The sequence below is a fragment of the Nocardia sp. NBC_01377 genome (genome assembly GCF_045040005.1).
GTDB classification, from domain to species: Bacteria; Actinomycetota; Actinomycetes; order Mycobacteriales; family Mycobacteriaceae; genus Nocardia; species Nocardia noduli.
In genome coordinates this window covers 393,081-414,047 of the sequence record NZ_CP109566.1, presented here as the reverse complement: position 1 = coordinate 414,047, position 20,967 = coordinate 393,081, and the positions used below count along the sequence as shown (strand labels likewise).

At 69.3% G+C, this 20,967-nt stretch carries 18 protein-coding genes; 7 read left to right on the top strand and 11 right to left on the bottom strand.

All coding sequences use genetic code 11. The features are described 5' to 3' along the window. Positions 1 to 236 precede the first annotated feature (236 nt). A complete protein-coding gene (locus tag OG225_RS01830) occupies positions 237 to 404 on the bottom strand; it encodes a hypothetical protein (protein WP_157978344.1) in 168 nt (55 codons plus the stop codon). A gap of 230 nt (positions 405 to 634) precedes the next feature. Between OG225_RS01830 and OG225_RS01825 the strand changes: the two genes are divergently transcribed. Then, positions 635 to 1,723, top strand: a complete 1,089-nt coding sequence (locus OG225_RS01825) for a methyltransferase (protein ID WP_405180135.1) — start codon at positions 635 to 637, stop codon at positions 1,721 to 1,723. On the opposite strand, the gene OG225_RS01820 is transcribed toward OG225_RS01825, so the two are convergent. Genes OG225_RS01820 through OG225_RS01785 form a run of 8 tightly spaced genes read right to left on the bottom strand, consistent with a single transcriptional unit; the run spans position 1,720 to position 12,646 of the window. After that, positions 1,720 to 2,619 carry a hypothetical protein gene (locus OG225_RS01820; RefSeq protein WP_405180134.1) on the bottom strand — a complete coding sequence of 300 codons (900 nt, stop codon included), beginning with the start codon at positions 2,617 to 2,619 and terminating at the stop codon, positions 1,720 to 1,722. The genes OG225_RS01825 and OG225_RS01820 overlap by 4 nt on opposite strands. A gap of 47 nt (positions 2,620 to 2,666) precedes the next feature. Continuing rightward, positions 2,667 to 3,284 (bottom strand): nitroreductase family protein, encoded by a 618-nt coding sequence (locus OG225_RS01815; RefSeq protein WP_405180133.1) that lies wholly within the window; start codon positions 3,282 to 3,284, stop codon positions 2,667 to 2,669. Next, complete coding sequence (locus OG225_RS01810) at positions 3,281 to 4,255, bottom strand: ScbA/BarX family gamma-butyrolactone biosynthesis protein (protein ID WP_405180132.1); 975 nt, start codon at positions 4,253 to 4,255, stop codon at positions 3,281 to 3,283. The genes OG225_RS01815 and OG225_RS01810 overlap by 4 nt, the downstream gene beginning before the upstream one ends. Further along, positions 4,252 to 5,151, bottom strand: a complete 900-nt coding sequence (locus OG225_RS01805) for a nucleoside-diphosphate kinase (protein WP_405180131.1) — start codon at positions 5,149 to 5,151, stop codon at positions 4,252 to 4,254. Before OG225_RS01805 ends, OG225_RS01810 begins: the two co-directional genes overlap by 4 nt. Next, positions 5,148 to 6,236 (bottom strand): SDR family oxidoreductase, encoded by a 1,089-nt coding sequence (locus OG225_RS01800; protein WP_405180130.1) that lies wholly within the window; start codon positions 6,234 to 6,236, stop codon positions 5,148 to 5,150. Before OG225_RS01800 ends, OG225_RS01805 begins: the two co-directional genes overlap by 4 nt. Further along, complete coding sequence (locus tag OG225_RS01795; protein ID WP_405180129.1) at positions 6,233 to 6,508, bottom strand: acyl carrier protein; 276 nt, start codon at positions 6,506 to 6,508, stop codon at positions 6,233 to 6,235. Before OG225_RS01795 ends, OG225_RS01800 begins: the two co-directional genes overlap by 4 nt. Next, positions 6,505 to 9,843, bottom strand: a complete 3,339-nt coding sequence (locus OG225_RS01790) for an AMP-binding protein (protein ID WP_405180128.1) — start codon at positions 9,841 to 9,843, stop codon at positions 6,505 to 6,507. The genes OG225_RS01795 and OG225_RS01790 overlap by 4 nt, the downstream gene beginning before the upstream one ends. Positions 9,844 to 9,874: 31 nt before the next feature. Beyond that, positions 9,875 to 12,646: a phosphoenolpyruvate synthase gene (locus OG225_RS01785; protein ID WP_405180127.1), complete on the bottom strand. Its 2,772-nt coding sequence runs from the start codon at positions 12,644 to 12,646 to the stop codon at positions 9,875 to 9,877. A 185-nt stretch (positions 12,647 to 12,831) separates the two neighbouring features. Here OG225_RS01785 and OG225_RS01780 point away from each other — a divergent pair, with 185 nt between their 5' ends. From OG225_RS01780 to OG225_RS01770, 3 genes are all read left to right on the top strand, one after another. Next, positions 12,832 to 13,542 (top strand): ESX secretion-associated protein EspG, encoded by a 711-nt coding sequence (locus tag OG225_RS01780; RefSeq protein WP_405180126.1) that lies wholly within the window; start codon positions 12,832 to 12,834, stop codon positions 13,540 to 13,542. 86 nt (positions 13,543 to 13,628) lie between these two features. Beyond that, entirely contained in the window at positions 13,629 to 14,003 is a 375-nt protein-coding gene (locus OG225_RS01775; protein ID WP_405180125.1) for a hypothetical protein, read from the top strand. A 31-nt stretch (positions 14,004 to 14,034) separates the two neighbouring features. Next, a complete protein-coding gene (locus OG225_RS01770; protein WP_405180124.1) occupies positions 14,035 to 15,510 on the top strand; it encodes a hypothetical protein in 1,476 nt (491 codons plus the stop codon). A gap of 374 nt (positions 15,511 to 15,884) precedes the next feature. On the opposite strand, the gene OG225_RS01765 is transcribed toward OG225_RS01770, so the two are convergent. Continuing rightward, positions 15,885 to 16,526: a TetR/AcrR family transcriptional regulator gene (locus OG225_RS01765; RefSeq protein WP_405180123.1), complete on the bottom strand. Its 642-nt coding sequence runs from the start codon at positions 16,524 to 16,526 to the stop codon at positions 15,885 to 15,887. Between the two features lie 79 nt (positions 16,527 to 16,605). Here OG225_RS01765 and OG225_RS01760 point away from each other — a divergent pair, with 79 nt between their 5' ends. The 3 genes from OG225_RS01760 (at position 16,606) to OG225_RS01750 (ending at position 19,422) form a co-directional block, all read left to right on the top strand. Next, the gene (locus OG225_RS01760) at positions 16,606 to 17,619 is read left to right on the top strand and encodes a GlxA family transcriptional regulator (protein WP_405180122.1); all 1,014 of its coding nucleotides are present in this window, start codon (positions 16,606 to 16,608) and stop codon (positions 17,617 to 17,619) included. A gap of 105 nt (positions 17,620 to 17,724) precedes the next feature. Continuing rightward, complete coding sequence (locus OG225_RS01755; RefSeq protein ID WP_405180121.1) at positions 17,725 to 18,441, top strand: alpha/beta fold hydrolase; 717 nt, start codon at positions 17,725 to 17,727, stop codon at positions 18,439 to 18,441. 105 nt (positions 18,442 to 18,546) lie between these two features. Then, the gene (locus OG225_RS01750) at positions 18,547 to 19,422 is read left to right on the top strand and encodes an LLM class F420-dependent oxidoreductase (RefSeq protein ID WP_405180120.1); all 876 of its coding nucleotides are present in this window, start codon (positions 18,547 to 18,549) and stop codon (positions 19,420 to 19,422) included. A gap of 62 nt (positions 19,423 to 19,484) precedes the next feature. On the opposite strand, the gene OG225_RS01745 is transcribed toward OG225_RS01750, so the two are convergent. Beyond that, positions 19,485 to 20,888, bottom strand: coding sequence for a PLP-dependent cysteine synthase family protein (locus OG225_RS01745; protein WP_405180119.1), 1,404 nt, complete (start codon positions 20,886 to 20,888; stop codon positions 19,485 to 19,487). Between the last annotated feature and the right edge of the window lie 79 nt (positions 20,889 to 20,967).

Sequence of the window (20,967 nt, the reverse complement as noted above, 5' to 3'; positions counted from 1 at the left end):
CCGCGCACCCCGGGCAGAACTACTCGCCACCGCATCCACTCGCCCGCAGGCCGACCGACCGAGCAGACAGCGACAACCGACACGCGACGACAGCGCCCGTGGCCCCCGGCGGACAGCACCGGGGCGGGCCGTCGTGTTCGTGCTTCGAGCTGTCGATCAGCGGAGAACTCTCGACCCGGACTCGATCTCGCCCGCCACCCGCCACCCGGCAGACGACGATCGAGTCCGGTGACAAGCTAGGCCGCCGACCTCCCTATTCCCGGATGGCCCAGCAACTCTGCCTGCAATGCCACGTGTTCGGCACACAGGTATCGGTATCCCGGCCGGATGAATGCCGGGTCCAATCGCTGCTTGAAGGTCAGATTCTCCTGTCGCCAGCAATCGCCGCACACCAACGTGTTCATGGGGCACCTCATTCCGCTCGCATGGCGCGATATCTCTACTTTCCCAATCTTCTGCTCCCCCATCCCGATAGCGGCCCAACCGTTATGTACTTCGTCGTGTGGTCGCGAACCTGCCGGGGACCGGATCGGGGTGGGCGCGGCTCGCCGTCTCGGGTAAAAGCCCTGACCACAGGCCCGGGAGACGTACGCTGCCTGGTGACCGCTGTCTCCGTAGGACGGATGGAGTCACCATGATCCGAATCGGACAACCACCCATGCCGCTCGTGCGCGCCGTCGATTTCGTTCGCCACACGTTGACGGTTCTGCATCGCAAACTCGTGCCGGGCCCGATCGCGCTCATGGAGGTGATCGCGGCGGGCTGGCTCACCCAGGCCCTCTACGCGGCCGCGAATCTGGGGATCGCCGACGCGCTGGCCGAGGGTCCGCGCACCGGCAGGCAATTGGCGCGCGCGGTGGGCGCGCAGGAGGACGCGGTGCACCGGCTGATGCGGTTGCTGATCAGCCACGGCATCTTCACCAGGGATGCGCGCGGCCGCTACGCGTTGACCGCGCTGGCCCGTCCGCTGTGTGCCGACAGCGAGGTCTCGCTGCGGGACGCGGTGCTGTTCTTCGGTTCCGAGTTGCACCGCAGGCACTGGACCCACATCACCGAAGCGGTGCGCACCGGTGAAGCGGTCGGCGCGAAGATCGACGGCAAACCGTTCTTCGAATACGTCGCCGACGACCGCGAGACCGGCGAGATCTTCGATCGTGCGATGACCAGCATCAGCACCCTGACCATGGGACCGTTGCTCGCCTCCTACGATTTCGGCCGCTTCGGCACCGTGGTCGACGTCGGCGGCGGCGAGGGCCTGCTGCTCGGTGAGATCCTGCGTGGCGCACCGCGATCCCGCGGCATCCTGTTCGATCTGCCCGAGGTGGTCGCGAAGGCCCCCGCCACGCTCGCGGAATTGGGTGTGGCCGATCGGTGCGTCGTCGAGAGCGGCTCGTTCTTCGACCGGGTACCCCCGGGCGGAGACGCCTACCTGCTCAAACACATCGTGCACGACTGGGACGAGGAGCAGATCGGCCAGATCCTGCGGGTACTGCGCACGGCCATGACCCGGGATTCCCGGCTGCTGCTCGTCGAACTCGTCCTGCCCGAGAACACCAGGCCGCACCCCGGCAAGTACATCGACCTCGAGATGCTCATCAACACCGGCGGCCGCGAACGCACCGAATCCGAATACCGGGATCTGCTCGCCCACGCGGGTTTCACGCTCGAGCGCTGCGTCCCGACGATTTCCCCCGACAACATCCTCGAGGCCCGCCTGACCTAGTTTCCCGTCAGGAGGAGGGCCTGGGTGATCAGGGTGAGGTAGAGGGCGAGGATGAACAGGACGGCGGGGACGACGGGGTAGTCCGGGTCGTCCGAGCGGAGGAATTTCGCCGCGGTGGCGGCGGGAATCGGTAAGAGCGCGGCGGGGATCCAGGCGAGCGCGGCTTCGGCCGGGGCGTGGTCCCAGGGGCGCACCAGTGCGAGGTCGGTGGCCACCGCGACGGCGGCGAACAGGACGGACGCGACGGTACTGCCCCGTGCGCCGAGGGGGTTGGAGTAGAGGAGTTCGCCGGGCCGCTCGGTGCGGGCGGTCTTGCGGGCGAATTCGAATTGCAGGAACGCTCCCGCGAAGATCACGGCGACGGCGGCGGATCGCCAGCGGGCCGCGACCTCGCCGGTGTCGACGGCCGACAGCACGATGTAGGCGGTGACGAGTAGTTGGACCGGGTAGGTGACGACGAGGTTCAGCAGGATATTCGTGCGCACCGGGTCCGAAAGCCGTTCCAGCGCCCACAGGAGCAGCCCGTAGGCCAGTACGGCGGCGATCATGAGCGCGGACAACGCCGACAGCACGGCACCGGCGGCGACGGACACGACGGCGATCACGGCCATCCCCGCCCGCAGCTCACCGGCGCTGACGGCCCCCGTGACCAGCGGCCGGTCCGGATTGTGGACGCGGTCGTATTCGAGATCCTTCTGCTCGTCGACCATGCGCAGGTAGAGCAGGACGACGGCGACGATCGCGATACGCAGAACCGTCGCGCCGGTGGGATGCCAGGACCGCTCGGGCCGCGACACCAGCGCCGCGGTGCCTTCCAGCGCCAGCACCCACAGGATGCCGTACAGCAGGTAGTGCGGCTTGTACATCACCTTCGTGAACCGGGCCAGGCGCAGCACGGATTCCCAGGGTCCATGGGACGGGGCTGTTCCGGTCGCGGACGGTGTCACAGGGTCCATATGTCCCAGCTGGTGAGTTCGGCGGCCGGGGTGCGGCGGGCGGGCGGGGCCGCGGGGCCGGGGCGCAGATGGGCGACCGGGAGCATCGCGACCTGGGCGACCTCGTCGAACGGAATGGCGAGCAGGTCGGCGATCTCGCGTTCGTAGGCCAGGTGCGCGGTGGTCATCGTCGCGCCGAGGCCGCGTTCGTGCAGGGCGAGCAGCAGATTCCACACCGCCGGGTAGATCGACCCGTAGTAGCTCGCGCCGCGCAGCGTGGACGGGTCGGCGGGCGGGCGGCCGAGTGAGCAGACCACGACCAGCGCGGGCACCTCGTGCAGGTGGTCGGCCAGATAGCTGCCGGAGGCCAGGTCGGCCAGCTGGTCGGGGCGGGGTGTGCGGGCGGAAAGGTATGCGGCGAAACCTTTTCGGTAGTACTCGGCGATCTGCTGTTTGACGGCGGGATCCTGAACCACCACGAAACGCCACGGCTGGCGGTTGGTGCCGCTGGGCGCGTGCACCGCGATATCGAGGCAGGCCAGCAGATACCGGCGATCCACCGGACGGGTCAGGTCGAGCCTGCGCCGGAACGCCCTGGTGGTGGTCAGCAGTTCGAGACCGTTCATCCGCCCGCCTCGTCGGGCACGAGTTCTTCCTCGGCGAATTCGAGATCGATGCGGGCCGCCACCGTCGCGGCCTGGCGGATCTCGCACCGCACCACGGTCGCTTCCACCCCGGAGTCGGTGATCTCGGCGTGGCAGTGCACGGGCCGGTCCAGTTCGACGAACTGGTCGAACGCGCTCGCCACGCAGACCAGCTTCGGCGTTTCCTCGAGCACCATACTGAGCGCGGTCTGCCTCGCGGCCTCGATGAGCAGGCTGCCCGGCACGTGGTCGAGCTGATGGTCGAACAGGAACGGATGGGCGAGGTCGGCGACCACCTGGGCGATCGCCCGGTCGCCGTCGATCTCCGGCGGGCCGATGACGACATTGCGCCAGTTCTCGCGGCCCACCAGGGCGGCGGGGGCGCGCTCCCCCAGTGCCGACGCGCCGACGAACGGTCCCAGGCCGAGACTGTCCCGGAAACCGGTGCGCAGGGCCGCCCAGTGGTTCGCGGTGGTCCAGGAGAAGGACCCGTCGACGGTCGCCATCGGTGTGTCACCGCAGGCGATATCGAGCACCATGTCGAGGCCGTGCAGTACCTCGCCGCGACGGTGTTCTCGCGGGACCCGCACCGTCATCACCAGGTCGGCGGGCGCGATGCCGACCTCCCACGCGGCGGTGTCGGACCCGGTCGCGTTGAAGGTGCGCACCAGGAAGGCCGCCTCGGTCGGCACACCGTAGTACTCGTGCGTGAGCGCGATGGCGGCCTGCCTCGCCGCCTCCATCACCAGCAGCGGATCGTGACGCAGGGCGAGCGCGCCGGAATGATCGCCGTAATAGGCGTGCATTCTGGGCAGTTGGGCTCCCACCACGAATTCGTCGTCGGCGACCGCGTGCATCGAGGTGACGAACACCTCGGCGACCGCGCAGCGGTGCGCGAGCACCCGCGAGATGGTGCGGTCATGGGTTGCCGCGACGGCAGCGGTGTACGTCATGGTCGAGCCTCCAACCAGTCGTTCGCGGCCACCGGCCGCAGGGTCTGCGACTGCGCTCCCGACCGCATGGGCAGCACGTAGGAGCCGAGCACGATCACCGACCACGGATCGAGGTCGGCGCCCGCGTCCCACGCGGAATACAGCAGCCGCGCGCAGTCCTCGTCGGCGCTCGGCTCCTCGACGCCGAGATCGCGTGCGATCCGCGCCAGCGCCGACGACCGGTCGAAACTTCCCGAGGGGGTGGCCGCGTACAGCTCGGCCGCGATCCGTCTCGCCTCGGCGTGGGTATCGCCGTCGGTGCCGAGCCCCGTCAGCAGTTCGGCGCGGGTCGGCTCGTCGAAGTAGATGGCGAGTTCGCGCAGGACATCGGCGGGATCGTCGGGGGAATGCACCAGATTCAGCAGGTAGTTGTGCAGTCCGAGCAGGTGCCGGAGTTCACCGGGGCGACGTTTGCGCGGATCGGTCGCGCCCTTGGCCTCGGTGAGGCGCACCGGCAGCGGCAGTTCACCGTCGGCGCCGGATACGACGAGTACCAGCGCGTCGGAGATGTCGACCAGCAGATCGGCCAGGCGGCGGCGTTCCGGTGACGCGATATTCCACGCGAAGTACCACAGGGCGCGGGCCAGATGCCGGTCGACCGGAACACGATATGCCGCGACGACCCCGAATCCGTTGGCGCTCAGCCACTCCAGCGTCGGTTCGACGGCACGGGCGACGATCGCGTCGGGTTTGAGCAGCAGCAGCGAATGCCGTCGGGAGAAGGCCGCGGGGTCGAGGCCGAGTCTGCTCAGATGCTCGACCGATTCCAGGACGTAGGTGTCACCGATATAGGCCTCGACCTTGTCCGGTGACGGCGTGAGCCGCGACAGCACCGTCCGCAGCGCCCCCGGCGTCACGTGGCACCGCCGACGTCGTTGGCTGCCAGCACATCTTCGATGGTAGGCAGCGGCATCCCCAGATAGCCGGTTTCCAGGCAGTAGTCGAGCAGCAGCCGCAGATATTCCTTGCCGGTGGGCGGTGACGGCCTGCCGAGCATGATGCGCGCGCGGGAGGTGTCGAAGTTCAGGCGCCGCGTGAAATAGCTGGCGTAGAGCGAGCCGATGCGGCGGTAGTACTCGCGTTCGATCGGATCGAGATCGGCCTCGTCGAAGGTCGCCGACGGGACGAAGGTCGCCACGTCGAAGGAGGGGTATTCCGCGAGTACGTCGGAGATTTCGCGCAGTGAGAGCGTGTCCGCGCCGACGGCGTGCATGGTGCGGCCGACCGCGGATTCGAAATCCAGTACCGCGGCGGCGATCACATCGGCGACGTGATCGACCGGCGCCAGCGACAGGGTCGCGTCGTAGCGGCCGGGTAACGTCCGCAATTTGCCTTCGACCATGAGTTTCACGACGGTGTAGAGATTCTTGTATTCGCGGATGGCGCCCGTGGTGGCGTCACCGGTGACGATGCCCGGTCGCACGATCGCCCAGTCGAGTCCACGTCCGCCCGCCGCGCGCACCAATTCCTCGGCGCGGAACTTGCTCTCCTCGTAGCGGTTTCCGAAGGTCCCGCCCGCCTCGGGCGCGTCCTCGGTGACGGTGCCGCCGCGCATTCCGCAGACGTAGGCGGTGCTGACGTGGACGAGCGGCACGTCCCACTCTGTGGCCAGTTCGATGGCATGCGCGGTGCCGCGCACGTTGAGTTCCTCGTAGGAGCTGGGCGGCGCGTCGAACGCGGTGGTCGCCGCCGAGTGCACGATGATGCCGACGCGCTCGGCGAGATCCTCGGTGTCGCGCGACGACATCCCGAATCCGGGGGCTCGGATGTCACCGGCCACCGCGGTGCCCGCCTCCAGGATCGTGCCGTCGTTGCGGACGATCTCGGAATTGCTGTGCAGCACCGCCGCGACCGGACGGCCCGCGGCGGCCAGGCGTGCGACCACCTCGGCGCCGACCAGACCGGTCGCGCCCGTGACGAGGACGGTATCGCGCCCGCTCACGGCCGCACCTGTGCGGACAGGCTGTCGGTCACCAGGGTGACGACCTCGCCGACCCGCCTGACGCCGATCAATTCCTCGGGCCGGTATTGCGGTAGGCCGAAGGTGCGCTCCAGCACCACGGTCAGTTCCACCAGCCGCAGTGATTCGTACCCGAGATCCTCGATCAGGCGCTGTTCGTCGGCGAGATCGGCCCGCGGCTCCGGGGCCATCGCCGCGACGATGCGGCGGACCTGCGCCGCGGTCGTGGTGGCCGGGGTTCCGGGCACGGTCATATGGCCTCGCCTTCCCTGAGATGCGGCTGCTGCCCGCCCGTGGTGAGCAGATCGCGGGCTTCGTCCAACGGTAGATCGGTGTTCAGGTAACCGGCGACGCGCAGCCAGTCGTAGCCGATGGCGAGTGTGCGCTGCCACTGCTCGCGGGAATCGAAGGAGGCGGGGAATCCGGCGGCGGGGTCCGAGCCGCCCGCGACCCGGCGCACCCCGGCGACGAAATCGTCGAGGATCGCCAGACCGGCGACGGTGTCGTCACCGACGTCGATGAGTTCGGAGAACCGCACCCCACGCGCGGCGTCGAGCCCGGCCAGGATCTCCGCGCGACGCGGGTCGTGGGCGGGCAGCATCGCGCGCACCGTCTCGACCGGCGCCACATCGGCGGGCAGCGGGTGGATACCGTAGGCGGACAACAGCACTCGCACACCCATGGCGACGAGCCGATGGGCCGCGATATCGGCGACCGCGCCCTGCGCGTCCTTCACCGCACCGGCCAGATCCTCGCGCGCGTTCTCCAGGACCACGTTGGACCACACCAGGTTCAGCGCGCATTCGGTGAATCGCGGGGCGGGCAGCGGCGCGAGGGTGGCGATCACGCTGTCGTCGCGGGCCGCGCCGGTGAGCCCGAGTATCGGGGCGTGCGCGGTCGGCACGGGGGTGTAGGGGCGCGTGGTCTTGCACATCGCCAGGGCGGGCTCGACGGGGCCGCCGCGCCGCCATTCGAGACCGACGAACCCGAGTCGCACGAATTCGGCCAGTTCCGCGCCGATCGCGGGGTGGCGGGCGAGGATGTCGCGCACCGAATGCCGGAACACCACCGAACGCCAGGCCCGCGCGGCGGCGTCGGAGAGCGCGAAGACCTCGTGATCGTCACGCAGGACGTGCACGCGGCCGCCGATCGGCCACGTGGTCACCCCGGGCCTGCGGGCGAAGATCACCCGGTGCGGGTCGTCGGCGACACCTTCCACGCCGAGATCGGTCGCGAGTTCCCACACCTGATCCCAGTCGCGTGCCGGGTCGACGAGCGCGCGGTAGCGGTCGACGATCGGATGCGCGCCGATCCGATCGAGTTGCCGCGGAAGCCATTTGGTCTCGAGGTAGGTCTCGCCCCGGCCCGCGGCCCAGCCCTTGACGGCCTGGGTCAGGCCGTCGCGCGCCCATTCGGCCGCCTCGGCCTCCGCCCCGAACGCGCGCAACGCCACCGCGAAACGCAGCGCCTGCACGGCACGGGCGGACCACCAGTCGGCGATCAGGGTGGTGAATTCCGGGTAGGGGGTGATCGCGCGCAGCGCGTCCAGATCCACCGTGCCGGGACGGATCACCGTGGCGCGCAGGAATCGCTGGCAGCGGTTGAGTAGATCTTCGTCGGGGCGCCGCGCCACCTGCTCGAATTGGCGCCGCAGTTGCGCCTGCGAACGGGTGCGCACCTCCACCCGGCGTCCGTCGATGAACAGCACCGTCGGCAGGGTCGGCATCTCCTCGTCGCCCGGGACGACGGCGAGGAAATCCACGTCGGAGCCCTCGTTGCCGAATCCCTCGGCGAGCGATCCCTCGAACACCACGGCCGAATCAGGCGGGACGGCGACGCTTTCCAGCGCCCTGTCGAGTAGTCGCGCGACGCGTTCGACGGGCAGCGCCGGGCGCGGCGCGGCGTCGGCGCGGTCGAGGGCGTGGTCGTCGGGGCGATGCACGACCACGCCCTCGAGACCACCGTCGCGATACACCTGCCACATATGCCGTCGGCGCGGTTTGCCGCTGGAGGTCCGGCGGATGGTGCCGCGTGGTCCGGTGACGATCTCGACGGTCTGCGCCGGACCGAGTTCGCCGCGAATCACCTTGCGCGCCTCGGCGATCCAGTTACCGGCGGCGGCCTCCGCGAACAGCGCGACACCCTGGGCCCCGGCATCGGTGATGGCGACGGCGGCGAGTTTGCCCTTGGTGATTCCGGTTTCCTGGGCAACGCGGGATTCGATGTCCTCCATGAAGACCGAACGGCCGCGCACCTTGAGACTCGACCCCATTCGGCCGAGCACGAAAACCTCGCCGCGATAGAGGAATCCGGCGTCACCGGAGAAGAGGGAGCCCTCGGAGATACGGGTGGACGACCCCGCGCTCGGCGCACCGGAATAGCCCATCGCCACGGATTCACCGGTCACGACCAACTCGCCGAGGGTGCCGTCCGGTAGGGGGCGGCCTTCCTCGTCGACGACGGTCACCGTCGATTCCACGGTCGAGTAGCCCAGTCCGGTGATCCAGCCCGCGCCTTCCACCCGGTGCGCGTCATCGAGCGGGGCGTGTTCGAGGACCGGGACGGGACGCCCGAAACGCAGATTGGGGTTGTCGATGCGCAGCGCGGTGATCGGCTGACCGCGCTGCGACGAAGTCACCATGAGCGTCGCCTCCGCCAGTCCGTAGGCGAGGGTGTAGGCGGAGGCGGAGAAGCCGAGCGGGCGGGTCAGCTCGGCGAAGGATTGCAGATCGGCCACCTCGACCGGTTCCGAGCCGACCGCGAGGGTGCGCCACCCGGACAGGTCGAGGTCCGCGATCTGCTCCGGACGCACCCGATGCGCCACGTAGCCGAGGGCGAACGACGGCGAGGGCGAATGCTGGGCGCGCGACATCGCGCGCAGCCAGCGGGCCGGATCGCGGACGAACTGGTCGGGGCGCATCAGGTAGAGGTCGCCCTGGTTGGTCACCGTGGTGAGGAACGCGCCGACCAGGCCCATATCGTGATACAGCGGCAGCCACGACACCATGGCCTCGCCGGGCCGCCAGTCGATCAGGCCCGAGATCATCGCGATATTGTTCGCCAGATTCCGCCAGCTCACCCGCACACCGCGCGGCGTCCCGGTGGACCCGGAGGTGAACTGCAACAGCGCGCATTCGTCTGGCTCGCCGAATTCACGGTGTTCCGGCGCGGGCGGCAAAGCCTTCGCGTCGATCACCAGCGGTTCGTCGGTGCGCCCTGCCTGCGTCACGGCCTCGCGCACGAACGATTCGAATTCCGGCGAGGTCACCACCAGACGTGGCTGGGCCGAGGTGATGATGCCCGCGATATGCGCGATGATCTGCGCGAGGTCGCCGAACATCGGCGGCGCGACGGGAGTGAACACGCCACCACACGCCCACACCGCGTAGAAGGCCGCGAGACAGGGGAACCCCGTCGGCATGATGACGCAGGCCCCGTCACCGCTGCCGAGTCCGGCCGAGCGCATGAGCGCGGCGACGGACCAGGTCTGGTCCGCGAGTTCGGCATAGGTGCGCAGTTCCCACCCGTCCGCCTCGTCGGCCAGGTGAATACCCGCGTCGTGCGCGGGGCTCGATAGCCAATCCCGCACTACCGCAATATCTTCAGCAGAAAAATCGCTTTCAGGAATCATCGCGCCGGTCTCCTTCGGACAGCACAGTAACCGTTCCGTTGGTCCCGTCGACCCGAATTCGCATACTGGTCCGTATCTTTTTCGTGACGTCCTTGATCTGCACCACAGTCGGCACTCCCAGCTCACGCGCCACGATCGCCACGTGCGTCAGCGGGCTTCCCCGCTCGATCACCAGGGCCGACGCCGAGGGCAGCGCGGCGACCCACCCTGGATCGGTCCGGTAGGCCACCAGGATGCCGCCCGCGACGTCACGCGGCTCGTCGACGATCACCGCCTCGCCCTCGACCACCCCCGACGCCGACGGAGTTCCGGCGAGCACCGTGCCGACGGTCGCGGCCGGGGTGTCGGTGACGGGCACCCAGCCCTGTTCGGCCATGGCCACGCGGCCGAAGTCGACGCCGACGGTCCGGAACCGCGGGGGCGCGACCAGATCGGCGTCGCGGGCGCGCTGCGCTTTGCGCGCGCCGACCAGACCGCGCAGCGCCTCGGAATCCGCGCCGTCGTAGCACCCGCGCAGCTCGCTGTTGGTCAGGTAGAACACGTCGGCGAAATCATCGATGACACCGCGCGCGACCAGATCGCGGCCCATCACCCGGATCATCCGTTTGACCATGCCGAACGCCCTGGTACGACAGAAACGCAACCGCTCGCGATGCGCGGCGCACCGGGATGTCTTGGCGCGCAAGCGTTCGTAGATCCCGCGTCGCGCACCGCCCAGGTGCGCGTCGAGGTAGACGTCCGCCTCCTCTTCGCGATTCGCGGGCGCGGTGGCTTCGGTGGCTTCGGTGGCTTCGGCGACCCGCCCCAGCGCGCTGCGCAACATGACGAACAGGCTCGACGGATCCTCGCGGAGATCGGGTGTCTCCAGTTTCAGTTCGTCCAGGCTGCGATATCCGTACCGATCCAGGTAGTCCTCGATCGCGGCGAGCAGATCCGCCCGGCCCGACTCCCGCAGTGCCGGATAGACGAGATCGGCCGGGGTGGTGTTCACCAGCGCCGTCGCCTCGGAGTCGGCGCGCACCAGACGTGCCAGATCGGTCATCGCGCGTGCCGGTTCGGCCGATTCGACATCGGCGCCCGGTCCGACGACCGAGTACAGGAACCATTCCGGGGCCTTGGGCATGAACAGTTTGGTCAGCAGATACATCAACCCGGTGCAGGTGAGCAGGATGGCGTCGAGCACCATCAGCGGCCCCCAGCGTTCGACCAGATCGCGGTCCACCGCGCGATAGGCGGTGTAGGCCTGCTCGCCGGTCAGCGTCCGATAGTCCAAGGCGTCGTACTCGTCGTAGACGCGGTAGAACTCGTCGGTGAACTCTTCCACCATGGCGTCGATGCCGAAGAGCTGTCGCACGTAGGTAACCGTGGTCACCGCGCGCGAGCGCAGTCGCGCGAGCGGATTGCCGAAGGTGAAGGGACGCAGCGTTTTCGCGATATCGTCCGCCAGCGGCTCGTCGACACCGAGCGCGGCCTCGAGCACCTTGCGGTTCAGGGGATAACCGGGTGCGATGCCGACCATCCGATACCAGTGCAGCAGGTTGTAGTAGACGCGCCCGTGGAAGTAGCCGAGCAGCACCGGGGTCCACGTGTCGGTCTGGCGCAGTTGCGCGGGCGGCACCCGCAGGGATTTCGCGTAGCCGCGGTAGACGCGGCCGTAGATATCGGCCGCGGTGGTGTAGGTGAGCGGCGAGGTGATACCGCTGAAACTCTCGATGATGTTGGAGTTGTCCCAGATTCGTGTCTCGCCGTCCGGGACCGCTTCACCCGCGCCGCGCAGTTCGGCCGCGCGCGCCGCCCCGGATTCGGGGCCGACGGTGGTGATCGGGCGCGCCTGTAGCAGCCAGATCCCGGTGTCGTCGATCGCCCATTCGATGTCCTGGGGTGTGCCGCGTTCCTTCTCCACGGTGCGGCCGAGAGCGGTCAGTTCGGCGATCTCGTCGGCCGAGAGCACCGCGCGTTCGCGATCGGCCGCGTCCACCTCGCGTATCTCGCAGCCCTGCTCGCCCGCGGGGGCGTAACGGCGGTCCTTGTCCCCCAGCACGGTGTCGAGCACGACTCCGGTGGCTTTGTCCACGACGATCGAATCCGCGTCGACCGCGCCCGACACCAGCCCCTCGCCGAGACCGTAGACCGCGCTGATCACCAGTTCGCCGAGCGCGCCCGTCGTCGGATTCGCGGTGAACACCACCCCGCTCGCCCGCGCCGTCACCAGCCGTTGCAGTACCACCGCCGGGCCGCTCGCGGGCGGCAGATCCCGGGCGAAGGCATAGCGGATCGCCCGCTCGGAGAAGGCCGAGGCCCAGCAGGCGCGGACCCGGTCGACGACGGCGTCGGCACCGCGCACGTTCAGGTACGAATCGAACTGACCCGCGTAGGAGTGATCGGCGCCGTCCTCGGCGTGTACCGAGGACCGGACCGCGAGCGGGCCGTCGAACCGCGCGCCCGCGTCGAGGATCAGGGTCAGGACCGGATCCTGGATCGGCGCGGCGGCGATTCCGGCGCGGACGGTCTCGCCGAGGGCGATGGCGGCTTCGGAATCCTCGGCGGCGGCGAAGGCGGCCACCTTCTCGGACAGTCCGCCGTCGGCGGCGAATCGCTCGAAGACATCGGTGCCGAGCGCGACCCATTCCGGGACACGGAACCCGCCGTCGCGCACACCGTGCAGCCCGCGGGCCTTACCGCCCGCGAGCGCGTCGACCAGCGCCGCTTCGGACCATGGACCGAGTACCTGCACGGCGTAGCTCCCATCATCCCCGATCACGGACCGGACACGGCGTCCTGGCCCGTTCCGGTCCGAACGGGAACCGGGGGTCGTTGGATATATCCGATATTCGACCGTGGCGTTAGCCTCGATCCCCACAGCGCGTTCACGACTTTCACCGAGCGCCCCCCGAGACCCGATATGCTCGTGCCGTCTCGGTGGGCACGGTGAGGATGTGATCTGACGTGGGTTGGACGTTCACTCCGGACGAGTTCGCCCATGTCTGGCGCGAAACCGAGTTGGATCGACATCCGTACCCACTACGCATTCTAGAGTCACCGCGCACCGAAGACGCGGCCGAGAAGTTGCGTATCCGGCTCGCCGAACGACTGCCGCGCGGCGGCGATCCCGATCTCACCGCGTGCTTGCGCATCCTCACCGCCCCGCAGACCCGGATCGTCGCCATCGGCGGCGCGCACACGCCGGGCAGTGAGATCCGCCTGCTCGCCTGCGCCGTGTTCGACCGCGCGGTACTCGCCGTCCAGGAGCCCGGCTCCCGGCCGGATTTCGGTGGCACCGTGCGCATATCGATCGGACACAGCAACAAACTCGGCGCGCGCATCGCGACCTTGCTGCCCAGAGCACCCGCGGGCAGACAGCCCGCCCGTACCGCCGAGACCGCGGCGGTACGCGACAGCGAGGCCGTCGCGCCGAGACCCGCCGTCACGCCCATCCGTCGGTTACTGCTGAAACCCCATACCGCGGAAGGACATATCCGCATCGAGGCCCGCCTCGACCGGACCGACCCCGCACCGCCGATCCACTACACCTGGATCGATGTGGAAGGCGACGGACGCTATCTGATCAAAGCGGGCGATATGGTGCACGTCGTGCCCGCCTCGAGCGAGCAGATCGGCGCGCAATTGCAGAAACGCATTCCCGCACAAGCACGCTGACCACCACCGGAGCGGCGCTATTGCTGACCGCGCGTACGCCTTCCGGTTAGTCTGGGTCGGACCGACCGATCCCCGGGGGTGTGCGCATGACGATCGAGACAAGCCGTGCCGATATCGCACGGTTCAAACAGAACGCGCAAGCGGGCACGGTCGCCTTCGATCCGGACGCCGCGCGCCGCTGCGCCGAGATGTACGAGCATCAGGCCGACCGGCTGATCCAACTGCGCCAGCGCCTGGAATCGGTCGCCGATACCGCAGGCTTCGGCGGTTTCGTCTCCGCCCGGGAGCTACAGGCCGGATTCGGGAACAAGGCCCGCGACGCGGCGGCACTGCTCGACCACTACATCGAGGCCGCCTACCGCATGAAAGAGGCCTTCCTGATCAGCGCGGGACTCTACGACGAGGCCGACGCCGCGAACGCCGCCGCGCTGCGGGCCGTCGGCGCACAGGTGTCGTCGTGAACGCGCGGGCGAGGACACGGGAGGCCCGGTCATGAGCGGGAACGACCCCACCTACATCAACTCGATGGAACATTTCGAGTCCATGGCGCACGAGCAGATCTACGCCGCGACCCGCGAGATCGACGCCGCCGCGATCCTGCGCGCCTCGGGCACCTGGCTGGAGGCGGCCGGCACGCTCGCCACCTCGTTCCCGCTCACCCGCGGCAGCGCCGACCGGGTGATGAACGCGATGGCGTGGGAAGGCGCGGCCGCCGAGGCCGCCTACGCGAGCACCCGCAGTTTCGCCGCGTCGGTCGACGAGCTGACCGCCGTCATGGGGCAGGTCGGCGCCAGGCTCGGCGCGGTCGCGGCGGCGGCCGAAGCCGTGAAACTCGCCGTCGTTCCGCCCGGCGGCAGCGGGCCGATCGGCGCCATCGCCCGCCTGCTGGAAGCCGCGCACGTCATCGACGCGCAGGCCGCCCAGGAGGCCTTGCGGCAAGAAGCCGTCATGGCGATGAACATGATCTACAAACCCGCCTACAGCAGCGCGGGGACCGGTGTGCCCGCACTGCCCGCCGCGCCGTTGTTACCCGGCGAGCAGGCGCAATCGCCGGGCGCGCCGCAGTATCGGGCCGATCCGCCGCAGGTGCCGGTCGACCCCGATGATGTTCCACCGCAGAAGGTTCCGCGGGGCGAGGGGCCCGTGACGCCGGGGGATCCCGCGCCGGAGTCGTCCGGTCCGGAGTCCCGGTCGCCGGAGACCGCGCCGGGGCCGGGGCCGGGGCCGGGGACCGCGCCGGATCCGGAGCCGACGACACCGCCGACGAGTGTGCCGGGCGCGCCGCCGACGTCGGAGGTTCCGCCGACCACCGATGTTCCGCCGCCGCCGACGTCGGAGGTGCCGCCATCGACGTCGCAAGCGCCTGCCCCGGAGACTCCGCCGGTCGCTCCGCCTACTCAGGAAACGCCGTCGCCCACGCAGGAAGCGCCCTCGCCCACCCAGGAACCACCGGCTGCTCCGCCCACGGCGGAAGCGCCGGTCGTGCCGCCTACGCAGGCAGCGCCTCCGTCACAGGATCCACCCGTCGCCCCTCCGACGCAGGACCCGCCTGCCGCCCCGCCTACGCAGGAAGCGCCACCCACACAAGAACCACCCGCCGCACCGCCCACCCAGGAAGCGCCACTACCGCAGCCCACACCAGAACCACCCGTCGCTCCGCCGACACAAGAGGCGCCCGCACCGACTCGGCAGGAACCGCCTCCTCCGCCACCCGCGCCGCCGACACAGCAAGCGCCTCCGCCCACACAGGAGGCTCCCGCTCCACCCCCCACCCAGGAAGCACCGCCGCCACCCGCACCCGCACCCGCACCCGCACCCGCACCCGCACCCGACGGTTCCACACCCCTGCCCGACCCCGGTGGGCAGCCGGGAGTCACCGGACCGATTCCGGAGGATCACGGGCAGACGCCGCCTGCCGAGTCCACCAGCAATCAACCGGGCGTCATGCCCACCGAACCCGGAAGGTAGTCGCCGCCCACATCATGCGGCGGTGAACGTGGAACGCGGCTGCCGTCGTCGTCAGCGCACCGACGGCGCCATCTCCCGCTCACCGGTCGGCGACGATTTCGAGAGTCCCGCCACTCGACGTAGGCCGGTGTTCAGCATCACCTACGCGCGGCGGCCCCGATGCGGCGTAATCGTTGAGGACCGCCTCGAACAATCGCGGATCACAGCGATGTGGCCGCGGGCGATTCGCGGCGGAGCGAGAACCGTGTCCCCGGACGGTGACGGACGTGCCCCCGAGCTCGGGATCCTCATCGACCAGCGCGAGGGCGAGAATCACACCGGCCGTGAGCTACCGGTACCGCGGCTCGCTCGGTCACGAAAACATCGACGCGAGATCACGGACACGACGACCGTCGACCGCGCGGCCCCGGGAGCTCATCCGCCTCGGACAGATCCCCCGGGAGTACCCGGCTCGCCACGTCGGCGATATCGCTCAGTCGCTGCCGCGGTGTGCCGGAACGGCTGGAGTGGATCAGGCCCTGAGCGACCAGGACGACGGTGGCGCTGTGCACGGCCACGGCCTGCGTGTCGAAGGAATCATCGACTCCGACAAGGACTTCGAGCCGGGCGGCGACGCTGCGTTCCATGGCGGCCGTGGTCCGCGCGCCGATGGTGACGACTTCGGGGATCCGGTTGCTCAGTTGGGCGATGCTGTTGAGCATGAGGCAGCCGCGGCGATCGGGGCGGGCGGCGCAATCGTCGATGACCGCCTCGAAGAGTTCGCGGACAGCCGCGCGCGCGGAACCGGGCGCGGCGGAGACGACATCGTGGACGAATCGGGCGCGACCGTCGCAGTAGCGCTCGAAGGCCGCGAGGAAGAGTCCGCGTTTGCTGCCGTAGGCGGCGTAGATACTGCCGTTGCCGACGCCGGTGGCGCGCGAGACGTCTTCGACCGAGGTGTCGAAACCCCGGGACCAGAACAATTCGGTGGCGGCGTCGAGCAGGATCGACTCGTCGAATTGTCGAGGCCGTCCCATTCGCTCACCGTACCAATCCACCTGCGAGATCGACCACACTCCTTGTTCTGGAGTGGTGCCTCCACAATACTTGGTCGCCATGGCCTCCCACTTCACCGCACCGCACCGCCGACGTGTCGGCATCCTGGTGTTCGACGGTGTCAAGATGCTCGATTTCGCCGGGCCCGCGGAGGTTTTCGTCGAGGCCAACCAGACGGTTCCCGACTACGAGGTCGTCCTGCTCTCCGTCGACGGCCGCGCTGTGCAGACCTCCATCGGCGCGCGCATCGAGGTGGGTGGGAAGGCCGCGGAGGCGGAGGCCTTCGACACCGTCGTCATTCCCGGCAGCGAACTGCCGCCGTCGTCGTTCGTGACCCCCGAGGTGATCGCGGCGGCCAGGCACCTGTCCTGGCACACCCGCAGGCTGGCCTCCATCTGTAGCGGCGCGTTCGTGCTGGCCGAACTCGGCGTCTTCGACGGCCGCCGCGCCACCACGCACTGGAAGTTCGCCGCCGACCTGGCGCGCCGCTATCCCGCGATCGCCGTGGATCCGGACGCGATCTTCGTCCGCGACGGGAATCTGTACAGCTCGGCCGGTGTCGATCTCGCCCTCGCGCTGGTCGAGGAGGATCACGGCGCGGATGTGGCCCGCCGTGTCGCGCAGGCGCTGGTGGTCTACATGCAGCGCGCGGGCGGGCAGTCCCAGTTCTCGGCGTCGCTGAGCGGTCCGGCGCCGCGCAGCCCGCTGCTGCGGTCGGTGGTCGACCTGATCTGCGCGGATCCGGCCTACCCGCATACCGTGCAGACCCTCGCCACCCACGCCAGGGTCAGCGTCCGGCACCTGACCCGCCTGTTCCGGGCGGAGCTGGAACATTCCCCCGCCGAGTACGTCGCCTTCATCCGCTTCGGTGTCGCCAGGGATATGTTGCACGCCGGGCACAATGTCACCGAGGCCGCGATGGCCGCCGGGTACGGCAGCAGCGAGGCCTTGCGACGCGCGTTCGTGGCCCGGCTCGGTATCTCCCCGCGCAAGTACCAGCAGCGGTTCCGATCCACCCGATCGACGGCGGTTTCCGAGCCCGCCTTCGCGCATCCGATGACGGCGGTGTCCTGATCGGGGGCTTTCGAGGCCGGTGACGGGGGCGCGACGCGACGGTCGCGGCGCAAGCTGAACGCGCAGCCATCCGCACCGCTGCGAGCGATCGAGAAAGGGAACCCCATGTCGTCATCGACCACCATCGTTCTCGTCCACGGCGCCTTCGCCGACGCCTCCAGTTGGCAGCCCGTCACCGAACTCCTGCTCGCCGAGGGGCACCGTGTCCTCGCCCCGCCGGTCTTCAACCGCAGCCTGGCCGAGGACGCCGCCTATATCCGGTCCTTCGTCGAACAGATCGACGGACCGGTCCTGCTGGCCGGACATTCCTACGGCGACGCGGTCATCACCGTCGCCGGAGTCGCCGAGAACGTGGCCGGACTGGTGTACGTGTCGGGTTACGCACTCGAGGAGGGTGAGAGCCTGGGGCAGCTCCAGGGCGGTTTCCCCGACTCCGATCTGGCCGCCCGTCTCGTCTACGCGCCGTATCCGGTCGCGGGCGGCGAACCGGGCACCGACGTGTCCGTCGCGATCGACGCCTTCCCCGAGGTGTTCGCGGCCGGGCTCGACCCGGACAAGGCCCGCGCGCTGGCGGTCTCGCAGCGGCCGCTGTCGGCGATCGCGTTCAGCGAGCCCGCCACCGCGGCGTCGTGGAAGACCACACCGGGCTGGGGCATCGTCTCGAGTGCCGATCGCACCATCAATCCCGAGGTCGAGCGGTTCGGATACAAGCGCGCCGGGCTGCGATCGGTCGTGGAGATCGACGCGCCGCACCTGGTGATGCAGACCCACCCGGCCGAGGTCACCGCCGTCATCACCGATGCCGTCGCCGAACTGGGCTGATCGGGTTCGCCGTCGGCAGCTCTCGCGACCCCCGGCCTTGACTTGGAGTGCACTCCAGGTCATAGCGTAGTCGGCGGAGTTGTCGACAGCGAAGGAGATCATCCGATGGAACTCGGCATTCACGTCCCCATCTTCGATATCGACGGCGGCACCGCCGCCATCGCGGGCGAACTGGCCGGGGTCGGCGTCGCGGCGGAAGCTGCGGGAGCGACCTGGCTGTCGTTCATGGACCATTTCTTCCAGATCGAGCCGACCGGACTTCCGGCCGAGGCCAATATGCTCGAGGGCTACACCGCCCTCGGCTTCCTGGCCGCGCACACCTCGACCATCGAACTCGGACTGCTCGTCACCGGGGTCACCTACCGGCATCCCGGACTGCTCGCGAAAACCGTCACCACGCTCGACGTACTCTCCGGCGGGCGGGCCGCCCTCGGCATCGGCGCGGCGTGGTTCGAACGGGAACATCTGGGGCTCGGCGTGCCGTATCCGCCGATCTCCGAACGATTCGAGCGTCTGGAGGAGGCACTGCGCATCTGCGCGCAGATGTGGGATCCGGAGAACAACGGACCGTTCGAGGGCACGCACTACCAACTGGCCGAAACCCTGTGCGCGCCACAGCCGTTGCACCGCCCGACGGTGCTCATCGGCGGCAGCGGGGAACGCAAGACCCTCCGCCTGGTCGCGCAATACGGTGACGCGTGCAACCTGTTCGGCTCCTCCCCCGCCGAAGTCGAGCACAAACTCGACGTCCTGCGCCGTCATTGCGACGATGTCGGCCGCGACTACGAGACGATCCGCAAGACCATCCTCGCCAACAACCCCCGCCCCACCCCCGAGACCCGCGACGAATTCATCCGCGCCATGGCCGATTACGCGAAACTCGGTATCCACAGCGCCATCGTCAGCCCCACCACCGACGAACCCGCCGCCTGGATCGACGGCATGGCCCCCGCGGTGACCCGATTGGCCGAACTCGGCTGATTCGCGGCGCGGGAATCCTGCCGGTCGGCAGCCCGAGTTCCGCGGCTGCCGTCCGGTCTCGACTACGCTGATTCCGTTGCGGCAGAAGTGATCCGCGCGGCATCAACGAGTGCGATCACTGCGCCGTTGTGCGCCACCAGCACCGGTCCCGCGTGCTCTGCGATCCGCCGTGCCGCACGTTCTACCGCATCCGTCGTGCCGATCACGGGTAGCGGCGGGTCCAGGTGCGCCTGCACCGGATCGTCGTCGGGTGCGTCGGCGAGCCGCGAACCGGTTGCGGTGCCGAGGATTTCGGCCACTACGATCGGACCGGGCAGTTCACGCGTCAGCAGGACCGGGAGCGCCGACAGCGTACCGAGTAGTGCCCGCGCCTGAGCGACGGTCGAGCCGGAGGGCACGACCGGCGGCCGGTCACCGGCCGCACCGATCACCTCGGCGACAGTCGCCCCGGATACCGGTGTGATCAGCGGGAATCCCAATCGCCCGAGCCAGTCGTCATCGAAGTACTTCGACAGATACGACCGACCGGAATCCGGCGCGATCACCACGACCACGTCCTCGGGCCCCAGTGTCCGCGCCACCCGCAGCGCCGCCGCGATCGACGTACCGGACGAGCCGCCGAGCAGCAAACCCTCCAGTCGGGCCAGCCGGTGCAGCAGCGGCAGCGCTTCGGCGTCCGGAATCCGCTCGATGTGGTCGACCACGTCCGGGTGGTACGAGATCGGCCACAGATCTTCCTCGGTCTCGGGATGCAGGTAGTGCCCGACGGATTCGACATACCAGGCCCGGCCGTCACCCCCGCCGTAGACCGAGGAGTCCGGGTCGGCCCCGATGACCCGCACCGCGCCCCCGGAGACCTCCTTCAGAAACTCCCCCGCTCCGGTGATGGTGCCGCCGGTCCCGACCCCCGCCACGTAATGCGTCACGCGCCCACCGGTCTGCGCCCAGATCTCGGGCCCGGTCGTGGCGTAGTGCGCGGCGGGATTGGCCGGGTTGTCGTATTGCCCGGCGAACCACGCGCCGGGAATCTCCGCGGCCAATCGCAGTGCGACACTGCGCAGATGCTCCGGATGGCCGACCGGACGTCCACCGACGGTGACGATCACCTCGGCTCCGTAGGCACGCAGTAACGCGATCTTCTCGCCGCTGGACTTATCCGATACGACCACGATCGTCCGGTACCCCCTGGCGACGGCCACCGCGGCCAACCCGATCCCGGTATTACCCGACGTCGCTTCGACGACGGTGCCGCCCGGCCCGAGCTCCCCCGACGCCTCGGCTGCCTCCAACATGGATAGCGCGGCCCGATCCTTGACGCTCCCACCGGGATTGAGATATTCCAGCTTCACGTAGACGGCGGCCACGATACCTTCGGTCACGCGATTCAGCCGGACCAGCGGAGTATTGCCGATCACACCGGCGACGGAGTCGAAAACCCCGGCCGTGCGTGGTTGGATGGCGGTCATACGGCACCCTTTCCTTTGTCGCCGGCACTCACGCGCTCGCGTCCCATACCTGCGTGCGGGCGGGCTCGTCACCACAGAT

Excerpts from the sequence above, each read along its gene's own strand:
- OG225_RS01830 (WP_157978344.1), bottom strand. The coding sequence starts at position 404 with ATGAACACGTTGGTGTGCGGCGATTGCTGGCGACAGGAGAATCTGACC.
- OG225_RS01795 (WP_405180129.1), bottom strand. The coding sequence starts at position 6,508 with ATGACCGTGCCCGGAACCCCGGCCACCACGACCGCGGCGCAGGTCCGC.
- OG225_RS01760 (WP_405180122.1), top strand. The coding sequence starts at position 16,606 with ATGGCCTCCCACTTCACCGCACCGCACCGCCGACGTGTCGGCATCCTG.
- OG225_RS01755 (WP_405180121.1), top strand. The coding sequence starts at position 17,725 with ATGTCGTCATCGACCACCATCGTTCTCGTCCACGGCGCCTTCGCCGAC.
- OG225_RS01825 (WP_405180135.1), top strand. The coding sequence starts at position 635 with ATGATCCGAATCGGACAACCACCCATGCCGCTCGTGCGCGCCGTCGAT.
- OG225_RS01810 (WP_405180132.1), bottom strand. The coding sequence starts at position 4,255 with ATGACGTACACCGCTGCCGTCGCGGCAACCCATGACCGCACCATCTCG.
- OG225_RS01815 (WP_405180133.1), bottom strand. The coding sequence starts at position 3,284 with ATGAACGGTCTCGAACTGCTGACCACCACCAGGGCGTTCCGGCGCAGG.
- OG225_RS01750 (WP_405180120.1), top strand. The coding sequence starts at position 18,547 with ATGGAACTCGGCATTCACGTCCCCATCTTCGATATCGACGGCGGCACC.
- OG225_RS01765 (WP_405180123.1), bottom strand. The coding sequence starts at position 16,526 with ATGGGACGGCCTCGACAATTCGACGAGTCGATCCTGCTCGACGCCGCC.
- OG225_RS01775 (WP_405180125.1), top strand. The coding sequence starts at position 13,629 with ATGACGATCGAGACAAGCCGTGCCGATATCGCACGGTTCAAACAGAAC.
- OG225_RS01770 (WP_405180124.1), top strand. The coding sequence starts at position 14,035 with ATGAGCGGGAACGACCCCACCTACATCAACTCGATGGAACATTTCGAG.
- OG225_RS01745 (WP_405180119.1), bottom strand. The coding sequence starts at position 20,888 with ATGACCGCCATCCAACCACGCACGGCCGGGGTTTTCGACTCCGTCGCC.